This is a genomic window from Enterococcus sp. C50 (assembly GCF_040887505.1).
GTDB classification, from domain to species: Bacteria; Bacillota; Bacilli; order Lactobacillales; family Enterococcaceae; genus Enterococcus_B; species Enterococcus_B thailandicus.
Map to the genome: position 1 here is coordinate 65576 of NZ_JBFOFW010000004.1, position 18781 is coordinate 84356.

Consider the following 18781-nt stretch of genomic DNA (forward strand, 5'->3'; position numbering starts at 1 on the left):
GGAGTTGAACTTATGAATTTAACCAGAGATCTAGCTTTTATGGCTCTCTATTTTTTAGGCATTGTTGGTATTTATTATTGGCGGAAAAAACAAAAAGATCCTGCACTTTTTTTCTATGGTAGTACATGGTCCTTTGGTGTATTACTGACTTACTTGATTGTATTAGAAATTTCCTATCACTCACTCTTTTTTATGATTCCCTTATTCTTTTTTAGTGTCTTTGCCTTTTTTTATTTTACGGAGAAAAGGCGACTACTGAATGGGTGGTTGTTTAATTTATTTCTGATCAGCTTCGGTATTTACTTAGTCATGCTTTTGTTTGAAACAGAGAATGTTTTCATTGGTGGATTGCTTGCACTGATTGCTATTCCCCTTCTTTTAATCCTGTTGTTTGGATTATATATATTGATTGTCGTTTTATTTTGGAATGGCATCGTGGTATTAAAAAAAGAATCACATTCACTAGCGAATTTGTTGACATTATTGCTTGGTGTTTTCTTAACCATCTTTTTGTTAACTGAACTTTTCTTACTTCAATATCTGCCACAGTGGGCAAACGTTTTATTCAGTGTTGTACCCATGATTTTATTCTACTTGTTTGTCGTATTTTATAATTTCTTGACGATTTCTGTTCTATATCAATTCAATCGTCCACGGTTCAACCAAGATTTCATCATCGTTTTAGGTGCTGGACTTTTGGGTGGTGAAAAAGTATCACCTTTACTTGGTCAACGAATTGATAAAGCAATTGCCTTTTATCGAGCGCAAGAGCGAGCAACACTTAATCCACCAAAATTATTGATGTCTGGCGGACAAGGAGCTGACGAGAAGTTGCCTGAAGCTGTTGCAATGAAAAATTACGCGTTGAAAAAAGGCATTCCGGAAGAACAGATTATTGTTGAAACAAATTCAACGACTACTTTAGAAAATATGCGTTTTTCTAAGGAAATCATGGATCGTTTAATGAAAGGCCCTTACCAAGCAATCTTCAGTTCAAATAACTATCATATTTTTCGTGCAGGACTTTATGCGCGACAAGCACAACTCAAAGCAAACGGAATTGGTTCAAAGACAGCTTTATATTATCTGCCAAATGCTTTTCTAAGAGAATACATTGCAATCTTGATGCTGAATAAAAAGCGCCATCTCATTATGTGTTCGTTGATTTTCGCTTTTGATTTGTTGCTGGTGTTGGTAACACTGTTTAGTTAGGTTGTGGCGCAAAACGGTTAGCTCTGACTAGATAGTGAGCAGACACTCAAAATAGCTTTTCATATTTTGAAGTGGTTGCAAGCTATCTTGAGGAGTTGTTTTGGGAACACCGTGTATAAGGTTGTGGTGCCAAGCGTTCAGCTCCGACTAGATAGTGAGCAGACACTCAAAATAGCTTTTCATATTTCGAAGTGGTTGCAAGCTATCTTGAGGAGTTGTTTTGGGAACACCGTGTATTAGGTTGTGGTGCCAAGCGTTCAGCTTCAAGCAGTAAGGATATTTTTATGAAAAGAGGACTTATTGCCGAAGAAGTTGCTTGGGGAACACCGTGTATTAGGTTGTGGCGCAAAACGGTTAGCTCCGACTAGATAGTGAGCAGACACTCAAAATAGCTTTTCATATTTCGAAGTGGTTGCAAGCTATCTTGAGGAGTTGTTTTGGGAACACCGTGAATAAAGGGTTGTAGCTCCAAACCTTAATTACTCAACAAAAAATATCCACAAAACAAAAAGCAAGTCGAAGTCCGAACTGACCTCGACTTGCTTTTTTATTTCCTTTTATTGCGGAATGATTCAAGAACAGGTGTAAAAAAGATTCCCTTTTTTATACTAACCTGTTGTGCAGAATAAATACCATTGTTGCCAGAACACATAAAGCTAACTAGACAAATCAAAAAGAAATACACGGCTGCTTCACTACCAAACAATTCAACTCCCATAATAAAGCAAGCTATTGGTGTATTCGTCGCACCAGAAAACACACCAATGAAACCAAGTCCAGCTAAAAATGGAACAGAGACATGTAAGATTGGTGCCAAACTTGCACCTAATGTTGCACCAATTTCAAACAGGGGTGTTACTTCCCCACCTTGGAATCCAGCGCCCAAAGATAAAATAGTAAAACCCAGTTTTCCTAAAAAATCAAAGGGGTGCGCATTACCATTAAAAGCATCTTGCAGTAAAGGTAAGCTTAAGCCAAGATAACGTTGTGTTTGCAAGACAACAGCTACCAAAACAACAATTGCTCCACCCATAAAGTTTCGTAAAACAGGATTCGTAAACCAATTAGCATAGACTTTTTTCAAAAAGACGATTGAACGACTAAATACCCAGCCACAAAGACCAAAGACAATTCCTGCCAACATCAATTTACCAAATAAACTACCACTCCACGCAGGAATTTCTCCCATTGGATAATGGACGTGAACAATTCCAAAACTTTCTGCCATGAGATTTGCAAAAATAGCTGCAAAAAAGCTTGGAAATAAAGCCTCTGTCCGAACTTTCCCAATTGCTAAAACCTCTAAGCCAAACAAGGTTCCTGCCAAAGGTGTGCCAAAAACAGAACTAAATCCTGCACTGATTCCACTGATAATCAAGATTTCTCGCTCTAACTGATTCAGTTTAAATACACGTGATAAGTTATCTGCTAATGCGCCCCCCATTTGAACAGCCGTTCCTTCACGACCAACTGATCCACCAAATAAGTGAGTCGTGATTGTTCCAAATAAAGTCAATGGAATCAATCGTAGCGGAACTCTTTCTTCCCCACCATTACCTTGATCGATAACTAAATTATTTCCACGACTTGAATTCCCACCATAATTTGTATATAAATAAGCAAAAATAGCACCACTTACGGGTAAAAGAAATAATAGCCACGTATGGGTCAAGCGCAAATTAGTTACAAACGTTAAACTGTTTAAGAAAAATGCTGAAAGGCTTCCCATTACCACTCCTAAAATGGCCGTAATCAGTAGCCACTTCAGCATATAGCCTCCTATTCTTAACACATTTGTTGTTTGTTTTTCCATTAAAACTCCTCCTAAAAAAAAGACACCTACTAAAAAAGAGGACACTTATCCCGTTTTTTAGTAGGCGTCATTAGTTTATTGATAAACGTTTAAAGGCGAACACCATCACCTATTCACTTCATTTAAAAATATAGCATGATTTTCTGAAAATTACAATCAACTATCGTTCTTTTTTCACGCGGTGAACAAATTCATAAAATGGCTCAAGTTGTACCAATTGATGATTACACATATCGCTATCATGACAAATATAATTGCCTTTTTTTGTATAGGTACCGTCTGAACCAGACTTTGTCGTTGAAAGAAAGAGTGAAACATTCGATGTTTTCTGGCAAATAGCACAAATTCCTTTTGTAATGGTTGGTGATAGACTGCCGTAATCTCCTTGGAGTTTTCCTTCTTCATAGTAAAGCAAATACTTTCTTTGACTTCCCGGATCGTTGAACCCTACATAAGTGTGTTCTCTAAGATCATATGCTGACCAGGTTGGTTGTTTCAGCTTTTTCACTTTCCGAAAAATTTTGTCAACTTGTTGCTTCGAAGGTTGCTCAAAAGGTATGACATAGGATTTCAGTTCTTCCAACGCACGCTCCGCTTTTGCTCGTGTTAGCGTGACATTCATTACGATTGCTAAAAAATCGGTGATCTCAGGTAATTCTTCCTGAATGACAGAATGAATTTTTTCAGTTGCTAATGCTTGAACTGTTTGAACCGTTTTCGGATCGTTCACAGAAGAATAAGCATTAAGTAATTGTTCTACTTCACGTTGAATAAAATAATATTGATATGGTTGGATTGTTTGTTTCATTTTAAGAGTCCTTTCTTCTTTCAAAAGTCATACTTTGAAGAAAAAAGTTGTTTCAACAAAGCATGTCGTTACTTGTTCAAACCCAACTCTTTTAAATAAGATACGTTAGTGTGCATCTCATCATCACCCCCTTTAATGGTATTGATCTATGTACTTGCTTAAATGGTCATCTGTAAGTAAACACCAATTTCGCTTTTTCGTCAATCATTGCTTGTGATGTGTCCCTCTTCAAAGAAACATATCCAGATTCCTTCGACAGGTTTCAGACGCTCTCCACATTTTTGAACACATCGACTCTTTTCTCTTCCATAATCAAACTTCAGACAATAAAAAAGATGGACAAAACGTGCTTGCGTTCTGTTCCATCTTTTTGGCTAAAAAACATTTTTCGATGTTTGGCTACTGATCAATAGCTAAAAGTCTTTTTTTGGTAACAATACTTGTACGAGTATTAGTTGTTTTGACTATTCTTATATTTTTCCTCTTGGATTTTCAACAAAATCTTGGTAAGATTTCCCCAATCGACGGGGCGAGGTGGATTTAACCAGACGACAACTTGTGGAGAACTTTCCCCATACAAATTATTCATGTTGGTAATAACTACATCTGTATAAGCTGATTGTTCATCATCAACGACCTCTACATTTAGATTGATATATAAACCTAAGTTTTTCTTGATGAATTGGTTATAAGCAGATCCGTAAGAAAAATCGATACCGACTTTTACCGGATCAGAAATCAATTTGATCGGTATATAATTGATTACTAACATCAAGTAACTAAAAAACAGAAAAATTTTATCTCGAGATAATTCTTTGTACTCTTCCGTTAATAACTTGACATAATCTAACAAATAGAAGTAGAACTCCGGATAATTTTGCCTAAAAAAATAAATATTAATAGTAAATTCATCAAATTTATTGATAGGATAATACAGAATATTAAAATGAATTTTACTTAGTTCTCTACGAATTTCCCAAGTATTTTCTTCTTGAAGCGGCTTAAATCGTTCTTCAATTTTTTGGATAAAGTGATCATTTAACTGTTCGATACCCTCGTCTTTATTGTTTTCGATATACGTTCGATCTACTTTATCATTCAGATAAAGCCAAATCAGAACTAGATAGCCAAAAGTAGTTGAAGATATTTTTAATAACTTTTTTATTTTTGTAACGTCTTCTTCAGAGAAAAAATGGATAATGTTTTTACAAATCTCTAACTCTTTTGACTTCTCTGCTAATAAATTGACAGATAGATAATGAAATAATTTTTTCTTTTCATAAACAGACAAAGAATATTCATTACTTAATAAAAAAATAAATTGATTTGTTTGATCGATGACATCTCCCGGATAAACTTTCGTATAAGAAATATCTGTAACCAGAAATAATTGATAATAGAAAATGACAATATTCCTTCGATTTCCGTATAATTTTTTTTATCAAAAAAAATCTGATGCTTCTTCAACACTTTTTTTAGCTCTTGCAAGATAGTATACGCTGAAGAATAACTGATATGGTGCTCATCTGCAAAAACTTCAAGGGTAGTGTAATCTTCTCGAAAAAATTCAATCAATAAATCTAAATAAATGGATCGTTTGATATAATTTGACAATAAAAAACCACTAGAATAATGGCCATCAATCTCTAAAGAAACTTCTGTACCTGTCGCAAGAATCTTTAAATGTTCACTTATACCTAGCTCATCAAGATCATCATTTAAGTTTTCAATCGTTTTTTTCAAAAGGAAAGTTGATAATGATAATTCCTCTTGGATTTTCAGTATTGATTCTGACAAATTTGAGCTTTCTTCCAAATATTTAAGTAAGGAATAACTGCGATAGTCCTCTTTGCTCAAAAAAAACTCATAATTCATTAGTAATCAGCTCTTTCTTCCATATATTGCTGTTCCCACTAATTCATCAATCAATTGGAAATAAAATAGATTATCGGGGTCTGGGTCGTCACCATCAAGACCACCATTTTGTATAACATCTTTGTTGACATTAAATAGTTCTTTCGTTAAATAAATTTTCTTAGTTGGTTTCTTTTGAGCCTTTTCATTTGTTACTGAAGTTGTAGCAGAAGATTTTTGTATTTCTTTCGATTCCTTACTACTCTCTTGTGTTTCAGATACTGTTTCAGAACTATCTTCGATTGAAACAACGGCTTCATTTTCATGTGTATTTTCCAGTGGTTGGACTTGTTGATTAGGGTTTGTTGGGTCATAAATAGGATACTGATTTTCTTCTCCATATACTACACTTGTTGCTTTTAAAAGGGAGAGAATAATAGAACTCTACAATAAAATATTTTTATACTGATTCATCATTTTATACGTATCGCCAAATCACATAGCTACCTATACCTAATGCAGTGAACATTATGAAAAGAGGTATTAAGCTATATTTCACGATACTCCTTTGTAATATTTTTTTATTTGGTGTCACATTATTCTTAGTATTCTGTAAAGTTTCTTGTTCTTCCCGATCAACTAGTTTTGCAGTCACTACAATTCGTTTATCAGTAAGCTCAGGCTTATCACAAGTAATGAGTGTTAACTGAGGTATGTTCGTACTTTCTAAAACACTAAGATTCGTTTCATTGACTGTTTCCTTTTTAATTACTCGATATTGTATCTTGTTCGTTAGATAGGTCACAGTGATTTTGTCATTGACTTGTAAATTTTGAATATTGCCCAATAGTAGCTCCGTCATGCTTAAATGATGACCCAAAAGTACCAAGTTATCCTTTAGAACATTACGCTCTGGATACATAGCCCCTACACCAAATAACATTTGTTGATTGTTTAAACCAGCAAAAATAGGTATTTTTATTTTCTGGCTGGGAATGTTTAGTTCTCCGATAGCTGTTCCAAGATTTTTGGAAGATGCTGTTAGATAACTTTCAATTGTCGGTAAAACGATTCGTTCATTCGGGTTTACTACTGGCAGTTCTTCCTTTGTTACTACTTTTGTCTTTTGAATTTTTACGATTGTAATTGTATTTTTAATAATAGGAAAAGAAATCAAACATACACCCATAATAAAAAGTAAATTGATAATGATTTTAAGTTTGTTCTTCCTCATGTTTTTTCTTTCTCCAAATCAACCAAAGTATCAGCAACAACATCAATAACAAGAAAATGATTCCTATCAGGATATAAAGTTTAGTATTATCTTTTTTGATTGTGACATCCTTCGCATTTAACTTCTGAGCAACATCACCAGCAATTGTAAAATCTTTTTCAAATTCCCAATGGTTGGTGTAATTAACAGTCGTGTTCTCTTTTTCTCTAGTAAACTTTCCTGACTCATTTTCATTTCCAAATACAGTCATTTTTAGATGATACTCACCTGGTTCCAAGGCAGCACCACCTAGAGAAGTAGGAAAAGAAAAGTTGCTGTTTGGTGCAATCTGTAAATCTTCTTTATCTTCACGGTATAAAACTTCTGAGCGACCTTTTTTTGTAATTTCGGTTTGAATACTCACTTGGTTGATATACGTTTTTTGATCATTTTGGATATTCGCTAAAATGACATTTCTAGCATTGATTTGCCCAGGCTCAACCTCATGAAGAATTAAATTAGGTGCCACTTCATTTAAGTTTTGGCGCATCAGTAAAGCTACAACATAAGAATACTCATTTTTGATTGATAATCCTTGTTCATCTTTTTCCTTTTGTTTCTCTTCATCTTGAACTTCTTTAAATGTAATCCCACTAGCCAGTACGCCATCAAATGTTTCATTTGGCATCGTAACTTGGAAGGTAACGGTTTGATTACTATGAGGTTTCAAGGTAACTGTTTCTGGATAGTCCACATAATCTTCCAGATTAAATGTTAGGCTACTATCTTTTTTTATCTCATTTTTTCCATATTCAACTACTACATTTGAATTAGTCGTAGCACTATTTAGTGAAACATCAATTTTAACTTCTTTATCCGTATCATTTCGCAAATTAACGTTTAACTTTTCTTGTTGATTTGGTTCGAGCTGGATATCAAAATAAGTTTTTTCCTTGTCAATTTGATTTGCAGGTGTTATCGGCGTAACCGCGAAATTGAATTCACTGGCAGCTATCGTTTTACTGCTAGCAAAAACACTTAAAATAACTAGTGCAATTGTGAATAGTATTTGTTTTCGTTTCAATCAAACCACTCCTTACCAATAGATAAGAGACGAGAATGATTTCTCGTCTCTCAAGGCATTAATTTCCTGGTACGTCAGTCAGTGTCCATGTTAACTTAGTTGAATATTTTTCAGCATATTTTGTTGTTGAACCTGGGACACTTAGTTCAATGCTTTCACTAGCTGTTGTAGCAGTTCCCCAAGTGTAAAGGTACGTTCCAGCACCGTTTCCTACACTGGCTGCCATAACATCAGATTGTGAACCATCTGCATTTAAAACGATTGTTTCTGGTCCAACTGGTTTACCTGAATCAGATGCTGTCACTACACGCCCATTTTTGAAACTAATTGTTGCACCAGTTAGTTCTTTTCCTGAAGTAGATGTAAATTGACCTTCTTGATTCACTTTCAATGACCAGCCAGCCTCTGTCCCACGATTATCAGTCACTTGAACATAATTGGGGCCCTCTTTCACTTCAGTTGATGGATTACCCTCTGCATCTAAGGTGTTATACTTTTGTGATGCAGCAAAGTAAGTTTGGTCTTTCGAAGTGATTTTTTGTACACCAAAATCTAAACTTGAAGCATAGTCAATTGATAGTGGACCATTTGTTCCAGGATTTGGTCCATCTGGATCCGTTGGATCGATTGGATTTACTGGACCTGTTGGATCCGTAGGGTCAACTGGATCGGTTGGGTCTTCATTTGGTACGAATTCTACCACACCGTTTGAAGTATAAACGCCACCGTCAGCTGCAAAAGTAGTTACTGGTACAGTTAGTGCGCCTAGGATAATTGTTGACATAAATAATTTAGTTGATTTTTTCATTTTATTTGCTCCATTCTTTTGATTATGGGACATCTTCAAGCGCCCATTCTAAAGTTCCTTTATAAGTCCCTAACAATTGTTTTTCTATCGGTATTTTCAGACTGAGTCCCTCTGTATCATTCCAACCGTCTGATAAATTTGTTTCGCCATCTTCTGTTAGCTTACCTTCTTCAACGGGAATTGATTCACTAGTAATATTGATTGTTTCCACATCATTCGTGTAATAAAATTGTCCCGCTAAGCTATTATGGTCCGAAACTAAAGGAGATTTTTCTTTCAACGTAATTCGCCAAGGATTTTTTTCAGCTCCCCGCGTATCAGAAACAATTAAGTTTCCAATTACATTGGGTGTATATTTTGTTCGGATACTGCTAACTTTTTGCGTACCAAAATCAAATGTTTCAGGTACAGCCTTCAGTTCTAAGGTTCCTATGACAACTATTTTTGTTGCAGCTTTAAAGACAGCATCGCGGTAAGCATATTCTTCTGCAGGCTGAATGTTCCCAACTTCAGTATTCGTTTTTGGTGGATCCGGAATTTGTGTTATTTTGCCACTTGTATCCTGTAAAAAGATTTGTAGTACATCATCTTTCTTTAAACTTAGATTTGAAAGGGACAACGTCCATTTTCCTTCACTAGAAACATTCGTAGTATTGGTTTGCTTTTCACCATTTAGTGTTATCGTAACGATTGCCCCAGCTTCACCAGTTCCTGATAGCTCTTTGACCAAAGGTGATAAGGTTTCACCACTATCGATAATGGCTGGTTCTGGAGGTGTAACATCAATTACAAGATATTTTGATGCTTCTTCCGAAATCCATGGACCTCTTTGCGCTGTTGCATGCATATCTTTTTCTGCAAGATTAAATGATTCTGATTGATAACTTGCATAGCCATTTTCATCTGTCAATAAATCTTTCGTTACTTTCCCGTGGGTATCAGTAATTGTCACATTTGCTTGATTTTTGGAAGCATAAACAGGAATATAGCTAACTTCTCCGTCAGCATTTAATCCATTGTTATCCGGCACATAACCGATAATCACTCTGGCTTTAATTGTTTTATCTGCATCTGTAACAGGAACCCACTCAACGACAGGGTTTTGGTTCATTCCTGAGATTCTACGATAATTTTTTTGAGAAAAAGAATTCAATCCCGAGGTAGTAGCACTAATTTGTTCATTTGAGCCATTACCGGTTACTGAAAATTGAGCTACTTTTGTATATGTTTCATCTGAGGGGCCTAGAGGTTGGGTAGCTAACTTCCACAAATCAATATCAGAATCGACAATCTGAAAAAGATTATCCGTATAATTTCCCATAGCAACTTGAACTGCTGTGTAGCCATCTCTTAAATTACGAATGTCGTATTGAGCAGGACTACTCAAAATAAACTTGTTATTTTGTCTTCTAACATTTCCCGTACCTAGTCCATTGGCAGACAAATTAATCAGTGGCTGATTACTTACACCAATCGTGTAAAAGTAAGCCCCTGGTTCAACAATCAAATAATTATTGTCATTACTATAAGCTACAACTGAACCAGAATTTTGTTTACTAGTTAAGTTAACGATTGCCCCTGCTTTTATAGTCATTCCTGCACCATCCATATCAAATCGAACAGCATTTCCGGGCATATTTACATTAAATGTACTATTTTCTCCCACCGTCAATGCTTGATAATATGAATAAACTGCTGGATAAGTCGTACCCGTTGTCTGACTTTGTGTTAAATCGACACGACAATTTTTTCCAATCGTAAATTCTTTGCTTGCACCTGTGGATGTATCTGCAGCAGCAACGTTATACCAAAAAATCGAGAAATTGTAATAATTTACATTCCCTTTGTAATTGGTACCATCTTCCATTTTCAAACTACCTAAATAGAAGTTTTCCGCACGTGTATCGATGTCCATTTTTCCATATACGGTTACTTCAGAATAAGAGGCTCTTGCCAGCCTTTGGACATCGGGTTCCGTTGTAATATTGCCAAAACGATATCGCCATTTCCCGCCATTAGTGTAATTTAAACGAGTGCCCACAATGTCTTCACTATTTGCTCCACCGTAACGTTGATTAAGCACGATATCATGCATATGAAAATTCCCTGATCCTGTTGGCGAACCCAGCTGAATAGATGTACTTTTGAAATCCACTCGATGACCTCTACCATCTATTTCTAAGTCATTTTTTCTCGAATAGTTGGTTAAAGATGTATCTGTATTACTGGGATTGTCAAAATCACCTGTCAAAATAATCTTAGTGACTGCTTCGTCTCTAATAGCTTGAACAAATGTACTCCAACTGGATACTTCTACACCGTCAATAGCTGCTTCTCTTGTAGTGATTAGCGCATTGCCCTCATTTTTTTCTTCTACTTTAGACGTTTTCTTTGTAGTATCACTTGATTCTGTAGTACTTTCATTCCCATTTTCACTTGAAGAAAGTGTCTCACGGGTTGAATCAGCTGTCGGAATGTCGCTCGTTTCTGTTTGCTGATCAGAAATATCCGTGTTTAATCGTTTTGAAATGTCTGTATCAGGTAATTCATTTTGAGTGGTTTCAGAACTGTTTGTAATAGAGTCTGAACTAAATGTATTGACAATAGGAGAGATATTGGTCGCTAATATGCCGCTTAACATTAGCGTAACTATTTTTCCTTTGAACATATCTCTTTCCCCCTAATCTCTAAATTCCTGGAACATCCGTTAACGTCCAAACTAATTTTGTTTGGTATTTAACCGCATCTTTAGGCGTTGAACCAGGTACAGCTAATTGGATAGCCTTTGTAACATTTACCTTTTGTGCATCACCATTTTCATCAACTTCTTCTACTTCTTCTACAGCTCCCCAATAGGTTGCCCAAGTTCCAGCACCAGCTTCTGCTTTGGCTGTTGTCACAACAGACTCCTGTCCAGGTACTAAAGCAATATTATCTTTTGCATCAGGAGCTACTACGTTTTGTGCATTACTATTCACTGTTGGATCATTTAAAGTAATTTGTGCACCCGTTAAAACATTATTCAATGTTTGTGTTGTCGAAGTTAATTGAGTCTCTTGTTTAACTGTCAACGTCCAACCACCGTTTGTTCCGCGATTGTCAGAAATCTGAACAAAGTTCGCCGTATCTTTTTGGTCACCTTGATAAGCTTGTGCTCTGGCAAAGTAAACTTGATCTTTATTGGAGATACGATTTTTACCAAAATCTAAACTAGAAGCATAGTCAATTGACAATGGTCCATTTGTTCCTGGATTTGGTCCATCTGGATCTGTTGGATCGATTGGATTTACTGGTTTTTCTGGATCTGGATTTTCTGGATCAAGTGGATCTGTTGGATCTAAATTAGGAATAAACTCTACGATTCCATTTGATTCATACTGTTTGTTTTCTGCTGCATATCCTTCGATAGATAGCGCTAACAGTCCTAAAGTGCTAAAAGCTAACAGACCGATGAGTTGCTTTTTCATTGATACTCTCCTCCTCAAACTTAGTTATTTGGTGTATTTTCCAAAGACCATACTAATTTTGTTGAATATTGTTGTGCTAATTTGACCGATTTCCCTGGTACTGAAAGTTGAACAGCGTCTTTGTTTTCTTCTTCATTGGCACCAAAACGATAAACCCATGTTCCAACGCCAGTTCCTTCTTTCGCATTGATTGCAAGCGTATTACTTGCTCCAGGTGTCAATATTAAATCAGCGTTCACAGTTGTTGGTGTATATTTTGCGTCAACTAATGAAGCAGCTTGTCCCTTTGTAAATGCTAACTGTGCGCCAACTAACTCTTCACCTGATGCTGTTTTGAATTGTTCTGGTTGTGAAAGACTTAGCTTCCATCCTGCCAACGTCCCCCTTTTATCGGTAACTTGGACATAAGTCGGTTTTTTAGAACCATCTGTCATTTCATCTGGTGCTGCGTAATACACTTTATCTGCTGTAGAGATTTTTTGTACACCAAATTTAAATTTTGAACCATAATCAATCGATAATGCCCCACCTGTTCCTGGTCCTGGAGGATCCACTGGATCTACAGGATCTGTTGGATCTGGATTTTCCGGATCGACTGGGGGTGTTACCTCTTCGTCCCCTGCTTCAAAAGTAATAATTCCTTCTGAGTTGTATTCTTTTGGAAATGTTTCCTCTGCAGCCACTTGAATCGAGTGTGCCATCAAACTGAATAGCAAAGTAGTTGACATCAATTTAACCATCTTTTTCATCTATCAAATTCCCCTTTTCTCTTTTTCATAAAAATAAAAATGCTTACTCCGATTAACAGAATAACCCCCACATGCGTAAAAGCTGGATAAGTATAATCTCCTGTACTTGGTAATATGACTTGGCCAGTTGATAAATAATTATTAGATCCTGCTACCCAATCAGATCCAGAATTATTTGAATCATTTTTATTCTCGTACTCATATTTACCATAAAAACTCGCTTGTCCATTTGAGTCATAGTTCTGCTCTATTGCATTTATTTCATTTGTAATCCCTATTACACAAAAAAATAGCAGTAGAACACTCATCATTTTTAAAATATTTCTCATATGCTACTCCTTTCTTGTCTTTTTGTGATTTGATTGAACTGGCCTCCAACCATACTTAATTATAAAAAAATAAAAAACTTGTTTCTTTCAAACTTTTTACTTAACTATCAAAAAAAAATATATAAACCGTTATGTGCCAACAATTGTTAGCGTTTACACACGGGATTTTTTGACCGCTTTCTTTTTTTGTATTGCAAATCATAGTTATTATTTTATTTTTCTTAATCGTTATTCATATACAAAATGATTATTCCATTAAGGCAATCAAAAAGAGAGCAGAAAAACAGATTATTCGCTGTTTTCTTGCTCTTTCGATAGAAAAAAAGACAACGATCAATTACGATCGCTGCCCTATGCTTTTTGTCTTAAATAGATTGTTCTTTTCCAAAATAATGTTGCCATTTTTGACGCATGCTACTAGTCATTGGTTGAGCAGCTTCTTTCACTGCACAATACTTATCAACAAATGTCACAATGTAGCTTTCTTTATATTTGGGTGGTGCAATGGTTGCTCCCCACATATGTTTCAAGATAATATCACGTTCTAAATCAGATAGTTCCGTGATTTTTTCTGCATTTTTCACAGCAATTCTTGGGTGTACATACGCATGTGAACCTTCATCAAATTTAGTCGTTCGCCAGTCGTAATAAAACAGATCATGTAAAAGCCCAGCTCTTGCTGTTGCCTTAGCATCCCCGCCCCATTTTTTCGCTAATAAATAACTATAATAAGAAACACTAATGGAATGTTCCAATCGTGTTGAGTGGACATGTTGCGTGTAGTCGGCTAATTTTTTCACTGCATCTGTTTCCAAAAGATCTGCTACATAAGACATGTATTCTTCGTCTTCACGCCATTTTTCTGTCATATTTTCAATCTGCCACCTTTTGATTTTCGTTATTTCTGAAATTGACCATAGTATATCACCTGAAACGATAAGATTCTAGCTACAGAGCAGTAAAATAAGAAAGCTTAATAGTTCCTTAACTAAACTGCAAAGTGGTACAACAAGATACCTGTCGCCACACCTACGTTCAATGATTCAGCATTTCCACTCATTGGTATATAGATATTTTTATCTGTGAAGTTCAATAATTCTTGGCTAACTCCCTGTCCTTCATTTCCCATAATAATGGCAAAATTAGCCGGTTTTTCTACTTCATTCAACGCAGTTGCTGCTTCATTCAACTCTGTTCCATAAATCATAATCCCCTGCTCTTTTAGTTGCTGAACAGCAAGTGATAAGTCCATCTGGATAACAGGCAAATGATAATTACTGCCTTGCATACTTCTTAACACTTTCGTACTGTATAAATCAGCTGTTCCCTGGCCAAGCAACACGCCTGCTAAGCCAAAAGCGTCAGCTGTTCGAATCATCGTCCCCACATTTCCGGGATCTTGGACATTATCTAGCAACAACCAGCCACCCGAAAAAACTGGTGGTTCCATTGCTTCACGTGCTACAACAGCAAGGATTCCCTGTGGTGTTGGTAAATCAGATAAGGCTTGCATGACTTCATCTGTTACGAAAAATAATTCAATCTCAGCTAGTTTCTCTAGCCAAGTTTGCCATTCTCTTTGACCTTTTTGGGTAACATAAATTTCTTTGATGACAGCATTTGCAGCCACTGCCTCTTCAATCAAGTGAAAACCTTCTAAAAGATAAGCGCGATTTTCTTCGCGATATTTTTTCTTATGCAATTTTTTCAATTCTTTGATTCGTGGATTTTTTGCGGATTGAATTTCTTTCACCTTTTTCACCTCACTTGATTATAGCATGTATTCAAGGCTGTAACTTGTTTCTCTCATAAAAAATAGTTATCATAAAGATAAGAAAATGAAAGCGGGTGACAACTTATGCGTAAAGTCAAAATGAATGTCCAAGGTCGCGTCCAAGGTGTTGGTTTTCGTTACACAACAAAAATGGTTGCAGATCGTTTAGGAATTTATGGAACAGTAAAAAATGAAGAAGATGGTTCCGTTACAATAGAGGCCGCAGGCGAGGATGAACAAGTAGAAAGCTTCATTAAAGAGATCAAAGATTCACCCAGTCCTGCTGGTCGAGTGACCTATCTCGATTTACAAGACAATCCGTGGATGGATAACCGAACAAGTTTTGACGTCATCTACTAAGAACTTCATGAAAAAGGAAAAAACAGGTTTCTGATTTTCCTCTTTATTTTTTCTGTGTATTCTGGGGACAGTTTCCGAACATTTCTATGACTTTTCTATGAAGTTGATTGAATTATGAAATTTTTTTTAGTATAGTTAATTTTGTGTAAAAATTATGGAAGAGGAAGTATTTTATGAATAAATGGAAAAATTGGTTATTGGGATCTGGACTAGTTACTGTCCTACTTTTTTTATCCGGTTGTGTTCGAACTGACTCGCATGGAAATCCTGACACATCAGGTTTTGTCTATCGAGTTCTTGTTCATCCGATGGGGCAAGCAATTACCTATTTAGTAGAAAATTTTAATTGGTCTTATGGCTGGGCCGTTATTGTTTTGACTATTATCGTTCGGTTAGTAATCCTGCCTTTAGGTATTAGCCAATCGAAAAAAACAATGATCCAATCAGAAAAAATGCAAGCGTTAAAACCACAAGTATCAGCTGCACAAGAAAAGTTAAAAGCTGCTACGACTCGTGAAGAACAAGTCGCTGCACAAGCAGAGATGCAACAAGTATATAAAGATAATGGGATGAGTATGACTGGTGGAATTGGTTGCTTACCCTTGCTAATCCAAATGCCTATCTTCTCAGCACTTTACTTTACTGCCCGTTATACTGAAGGAATCCGCGAATCAAGCTTTTACGGAATCGATCTTGGCTCACCAAGTTTAGTGTTAGTTGCTATCGCTGGTATTGCTTATTTGCTTCAAGGATATATCTCAACGATTGGTATTCCCGAAGAGCAAAAGAAAACCATGCGTACGATGCTGATTGTTTCACCAGCAATGATTGTCTTTATGTCAATTAGTGCACCAGCCGGCGTTACGCTGTACTGGGTAGTTGGTGGTATCTTTAGTTGTATTCAAACATTCATTACGAACGTTTTGATGAAGCCTCGTTTAAAAGCTCAAGTGGCTGAAGAATTGAAACAAAATCCGCCCAAGCAAGTCGTGACACCTCGAAAAGACGTCACACCTGCTGAAACGAAAAAAGCACCTAAACAAGTCAATACACAACAAAGAAATAATTCATCAAAAAAACGAAATGCTGGTAAACAAAACCGTAACTAAAATTTTTATTTCAAGCATTTTACTTTCAACAAGAAAAAGAGTGGCTGATCCTTCGATCAGCCACTCTTTTTCATGATGTATAATTTTATTCATCCTCTTCTTCATTCGTCAGTGCAATCATTTGATTAACAGAAACGATATTTTGCTGACCGGAAGTAATAAAATCAACAGGTGTATCAAGCAATGTCCCATTGATAAACTCAATCACCATTGGCATATTCATCCCTGCATAAAGTTCAATCGCTGCGCCTTCCATAATCATACGAGAGATGACATTGCAGGGCGTCCCTCCCATTAAGTCACAAAAGACAACATAGGAGTCTAATTCATCTGTGACTTGTAAAAATTTTTCTTTAAAGTCTTCTACTCCATCTGATTCTAACAACGACACCGTATGAATTGCTGTTTGTGGTCCCATAATCATTTCTGTACTTTTTTTCAAGGCTTCACATAATTGACCATGACTAATCAAAACTAACTCTTGACTCATTTCTTACACCCCATTATTTTGAAATCACACCAAGGGCTGATAACGCAACACAGACAATCAAAACAATAAAGATAGCGCGTGTAGATGTCATATTTTTCTTACCTAACATCCAATACACACCACCAACGATTGCTGCTGGTAAAAGCTTAGGTAAAATCATATCAATATTATTTTGCATGTTTAACGTCACATCACCAATGCTTGGTGCCCAAGAAAATTTTACATTGACCATCGTTGCTACTAAAGCGCCCACCATGAAGACACCGAGTAAAGTTGCTGCATCAGTTAACGCAGTGAGCCGCGATTGCATTGTTGTTACCAAGGAAATTCCTTCCTTATAGGCAAACTCCAATTGCTTCCAACGAAAGACCATGACTGCAATTTGAGCCGCGATCCAAATGAAAACACCCGCTGGATTTCCATTGATTGCCATGTTCGCAGCCAATGCACCAAAAATAGTTGGAATAAGTGCTGCGAAGATCGAGTCACCAATTGCGGCAAAAGGTCCCATTAACCCAGCTTTCATCCCAGAAACGGTTTGTTTTGCTGCAATGCCTTCCTTCTCTTCAATTGCAAGGTCGATACCAGTTACAATCGTATTAAAGAAGTTTGACGTATTAAAAAACTGCGTATGCGTTTTCATTATTTCTTTTAATTCAGGTGTATCATCACCATAAATTTTACGAAGTTGAGGTAAAATCGTATACAAATAACCTGAACCTTGCATCCGTTCATAGTTCCAACCTAGTTGAAAGGTGAATAAGCTTCTTCGATTGATTTGTTTAAAATCTTCCTTTGTCAATTTATAATTAGATTTCGTCATCTTCGATTTCCCCCTCAGCTGATTCTACTTGCTCGCTTGCTACTGGTTTTTGATTGTGATTGTTCTGACCATTTTTATAACTAATTGCTGCTAATGCAAATCCAATCAAAGCAACAGCTAACATTGGTAATGAGTTAAACGTTCCTGGCATTTCTTTCACTACACTTGCGACACTTGTTCCAAGTAATTGAACGTTTGAGAAAAGTGTTGCTAACAATGCAGTAATCGTGAAACCTAAAACAAGATATGGAAAATGTTTCTTAACAGGTAGATAACGTAATAAGATAGCAAACCCAACTGCTGGCAAAACAGCTCCGGCTACAGACAAACCATCACCTAGCCATTTTAGGTCACCATTTAACACACCAACAACATTTTCAACTAAGCCGCCACCAAAAGCCAAAGCTAAGAAGACAGGAACTAATCGAGAAAGTGACCAAGGTAAGGCACCCATCAAGAAGTTTCGTTCAATTGCTTTATAATTCATTGTTTCAACATGTCGATCAATTCGATGTGCAAAATACGTATTTGCAAAGCGAGCTAAAATATCTAATTGGATCATCAAACTAGCTACCGGCACAGCAATTGCTGCAATCGCTTGCTCAGGATTCATTCCAAGCGAGATAGAGAATGCCGTCGCTAAAATCGTCCCTGAGTTTGCGTCAATCTTAGAGGCACCACCAAATGTCCCAACACCTAACACTGTTAACTGCATACTACCACCAATAATAAGACCGGATTGCAAGTCACCCATCACTAAACCTGCAAATAAACCTGCAAACACGGGTGCACTCATTGACGAATAAATTTGTAACTCATCTAAAATTTGATAGCCTGCGTATAATGATAATAATAAGATCTGCCACCATTGAATATCCATGAATTATT

Annotated in this window: 19 protein-coding genes and 1 riboswitch; of the genes, 3 read left to right on the top strand and 16 right to left on the bottom strand. The window is 36.4% G+C overall.

Translation table 11 applies throughout. The annotated features are described in order from the left end of the window. Window positions 1-12 precede the first annotated feature (12 nt). The gene (locus tag AB3I20_RS06595) at window positions 13-1212 is read left to right on the top strand and encodes a YdcF family protein (protein ID WP_071869151.1); all 1200 of its coding nucleotides are present in this window, start codon (window positions 13-15) and stop codon (window positions 1210-1212) included. Between the two features lie 547 nt (window positions 1213-1759). Here AB3I20_RS06595 and AB3I20_RS06600 read toward each other — a convergent pair. From AB3I20_RS06600 to AB3I20_RS06660, 13 genes are all read right to left on the bottom strand, one after another. Then, window positions 1760-3025 carry a voltage-gated chloride channel family protein gene (locus tag AB3I20_RS06600; protein WP_270345137.1) on the bottom strand — a complete coding sequence of 422 codons (1266 nt, stop codon included), beginning with the start codon at window positions 3023-3025 and terminating at the stop codon, window positions 1760-1762. A gap of 54 nt (window positions 3026-3079) precedes the next feature. Then, window positions 3080-3144, bottom strand: a riboswitch (Fluoride riboswitch). Between the two features lie 41 nt (window positions 3145-3185). Further along, window positions 3186-3833, bottom strand: coding sequence for a FusB/FusC family EF-G-binding protein (locus tag AB3I20_RS06605; RefSeq protein ID WP_067483924.1), 648 nt, complete (start codon window positions 3831-3833; stop codon window positions 3186-3188). Between the two features lie 451 nt (window positions 3834-4284). After that, on the bottom strand, window positions 4285-5124 hold the full coding sequence (locus AB3I20_RS06610; RefSeq protein WP_368027116.1) for a hypothetical protein: 840 nt from the start codon (window positions 5122-5124) through the stop codon (window positions 4285-4287). Between the two features lie 14 nt (window positions 5125-5138). Then, window positions 5139-5708, bottom strand: a complete 570-nt coding sequence (locus tag AB3I20_RS06615; RefSeq protein WP_368027117.1) for a helix-turn-helix domain-containing protein — start codon at window positions 5706-5708, stop codon at window positions 5139-5141. Between the two features lie 457 nt (window positions 5709-6165). Then, the gene (locus tag AB3I20_RS06620; RefSeq protein ID WP_071869154.1) at window positions 6166-6921 is read right to left on the bottom strand and encodes a class A sortase; all 756 of its coding nucleotides are present in this window, start codon (window positions 6919-6921) and stop codon (window positions 6166-6168) included. Beyond that, a complete protein-coding gene (locus tag AB3I20_RS06625; RefSeq protein WP_270344652.1) occupies window positions 6902-7984 on the bottom strand; it encodes a DUF916 and DUF3324 domain-containing protein in 1083 nt (360 codons plus the stop codon). The genes AB3I20_RS06620 and AB3I20_RS06625 overlap by 20 nt, the downstream gene beginning before the upstream one ends. A gap of 58 nt (window positions 7985-8042) precedes the next feature. Beyond that, the gene (locus AB3I20_RS06630; protein WP_075491415.1) at window positions 8043-8792 is read right to left on the bottom strand and encodes a WxL domain-containing protein; all 750 of its coding nucleotides are present in this window, start codon (window positions 8790-8792) and stop codon (window positions 8043-8045) included. A gap of 22 nt (window positions 8793-8814) precedes the next feature. Then, window positions 8815-11460, bottom strand: a complete 2646-nt coding sequence (locus tag AB3I20_RS06635) for a pectate lyase-like adhesive domain-containing protein (protein WP_368027118.1) — start codon at window positions 11458-11460, stop codon at window positions 8815-8817. A 19-nt stretch (window positions 11461-11479) separates the two neighbouring features. Continuing rightward, on the bottom strand, window positions 11480-12259 hold the full coding sequence (locus tag AB3I20_RS06640; protein WP_075491417.1) for a WxL domain-containing protein: 780 nt from the start codon (window positions 12257-12259) through the stop codon (window positions 11480-11482). A gap of 20 nt (window positions 12260-12279) precedes the next feature. Further along, window positions 12280-13008 (bottom strand): WxL domain-containing protein, encoded by a 729-nt coding sequence (locus tag AB3I20_RS06645; RefSeq protein ID WP_270660435.1) that lies wholly within the window; start codon window positions 13006-13008, stop codon window positions 12280-12282. Further along, on the bottom strand, window positions 13005-13337 hold the full coding sequence (locus AB3I20_RS06650; protein ID WP_071868704.1) for an LPXTG cell wall anchor domain-containing protein: 333 nt from the start codon (window positions 13335-13337) through the stop codon (window positions 13005-13007). The genes AB3I20_RS06645 and AB3I20_RS06650 overlap by 4 nt, the downstream gene beginning before the upstream one ends. Window positions 13338-13702: 365 nt before the next feature. After that, entirely contained in the window at window positions 13703-14206 is a 504-nt protein-coding gene (locus AB3I20_RS06655) for an HD domain-containing protein (RefSeq protein WP_067483904.1), read from the bottom strand. A gap of 119 nt (window positions 14207-14325) precedes the next feature. Then, window positions 14326-15090 (bottom strand): RNA methyltransferase, encoded by a 765-nt coding sequence (locus tag AB3I20_RS06660; protein WP_071868703.1) that lies wholly within the window; start codon window positions 15088-15090, stop codon window positions 14326-14328. 105 nt (window positions 15091-15195) lie between these two features. On the opposite strand from AB3I20_RS06660, the gene AB3I20_RS06665 reads away from it, so the two are divergent. Further along, window positions 15196-15471, top strand: a complete 276-nt coding sequence (locus AB3I20_RS06665) for an acylphosphatase (RefSeq protein ID WP_067483900.1) — start codon at window positions 15196-15198, stop codon at window positions 15469-15471. A gap of 173 nt (window positions 15472-15644) precedes the next feature. After that, window positions 15645-16580 carry a membrane protein insertase YidC gene (gene yidC / locus AB3I20_RS06670; protein WP_067483898.1) on the top strand — a complete coding sequence of 312 codons (936 nt, stop codon included), beginning with the start codon at window positions 15645-15647 and terminating at the stop codon, window positions 16578-16580. A gap of 85 nt (window positions 16581-16665) precedes the next feature. On the opposite strand, the gene AB3I20_RS06675 is transcribed toward yidC, so the two are convergent. From AB3I20_RS06675 to AB3I20_RS06685, 3 genes are read right to left on the bottom strand one after another with little or no spacing between them, the layout of a single operon-like run. Next, complete coding sequence (locus tag AB3I20_RS06675) at window positions 16666-17070, bottom strand: PTS sugar transporter subunit IIA (RefSeq protein ID WP_086270637.1); 405 nt, start codon at window positions 17068-17070, stop codon at window positions 16666-16668. A gap of 13 nt (window positions 17071-17083) precedes the next feature. Beyond that, entirely contained in the window at window positions 17084-17893 is an 810-nt protein-coding gene (locus AB3I20_RS06680) for a PTS system mannose/fructose/sorbose family transporter subunit IID (RefSeq protein ID WP_067483896.1), read from the bottom strand. Continuing rightward, entirely contained in the window at window positions 17880-18773 is an 894-nt protein-coding gene (locus AB3I20_RS06685) for a PTS sugar transporter subunit IIC (RefSeq protein ID WP_067483895.1), read from the bottom strand. Before AB3I20_RS06685 ends, AB3I20_RS06680 begins: the two co-directional genes overlap by 14 nt. Window positions 18774-18781 lie beyond the last annotated feature (8 nt).

Bases quoted from the DNA above. Each gene is read 5' to 3' on its own strand.
- AB3I20_RS06595 (WP_071869151.1), top strand. From the start codon at position 13: ATGAATTTAACCAGAGATCTAGCTTTTATGGCTCTCTATTTTTTAGGC.
- AB3I20_RS06600 (WP_270345137.1), bottom strand. From the start codon at position 3,025: ATGGAAAAACAAACAACAAATGTGTTAAGAATAGGAGGCTATATGCTG.
- AB3I20_RS06605 (WP_067483924.1), bottom strand. From the start codon at position 3,833: ATGAAACAAACAATCCAACCATATCAATATTATTTTATTCAACGTGAA.
- AB3I20_RS06615 (WP_368027117.1), bottom strand. From the start codon at position 5,708: ATGAATTATGAGTTTTTTTTGAGCAAAGAGGACTATCGCAGTTATTCC.
- AB3I20_RS06620 (WP_071869154.1), bottom strand. From the start codon at position 6,921: ATGAGGAAGAACAAACTTAAAATCATTATCAATTTACTTTTTATTATG.
- AB3I20_RS06630 (WP_075491415.1), bottom strand. From the start codon at position 8,792: ATGAAAAAATCAACTAAATTATTTATGTCAACAATTATCCTAGGCGCA.
- AB3I20_RS06635 (WP_368027118.1), bottom strand. From the start codon at position 11,460: ATGTTCAAAGGAAAAATAGTTACGCTAATGTTAAGCGGCATATTAGCG.
- AB3I20_RS06640 (WP_075491417.1), bottom strand. From the start codon at position 12,259: ATGAAAAAGCAACTCATCGGTCTGTTAGCTTTTAGCACTTTAGGACTG.
- AB3I20_RS06645 (WP_270660435.1), bottom strand. From the start codon at position 13,008: ATGAAAAAGATGGTTAAATTGATGTCAACTACTTTGCTATTCAGTTTG.
- AB3I20_RS06650 (WP_071868704.1), bottom strand. From the start codon at position 13,337: ATGAGAAATATTTTAAAAATGATGAGTGTTCTACTGCTATTTTTTTGT.
- AB3I20_RS06655 (WP_067483904.1), bottom strand. From the start codon at position 14,206: ATGACAGAAAAATGGCGTGAAGACGAAGAATACATGTCTTATGTAGCA.
- AB3I20_RS06665 (WP_067483900.1), top strand. From the start codon at position 15,196: ATGCGTAAAGTCAAAATGAATGTCCAAGGTCGCGTCCAAGGTGTTGGT.
- yidC (WP_067483898.1), top strand. From the start codon at position 15,645: ATGAATAAATGGAAAAATTGGTTATTGGGATCTGGACTAGTTACTGTC.
- AB3I20_RS06675 (WP_086270637.1), bottom strand. From the start codon at position 17,070: ATGAGTCAAGAGTTAGTTTTGATTAGTCATGGTCAATTATGTGAAGCC.
- AB3I20_RS06680 (WP_067483896.1), bottom strand. From the start codon at position 17,893: ATGACGAAATCTAATTATAAATTGACAAAGGAAGATTTTAAACAAATC.
- AB3I20_RS06685 (WP_067483895.1), bottom strand. From the start codon at position 18,773: ATGGATATTCAATGGTGGCAGATCTTATTATTATCATTATACGCAGGC.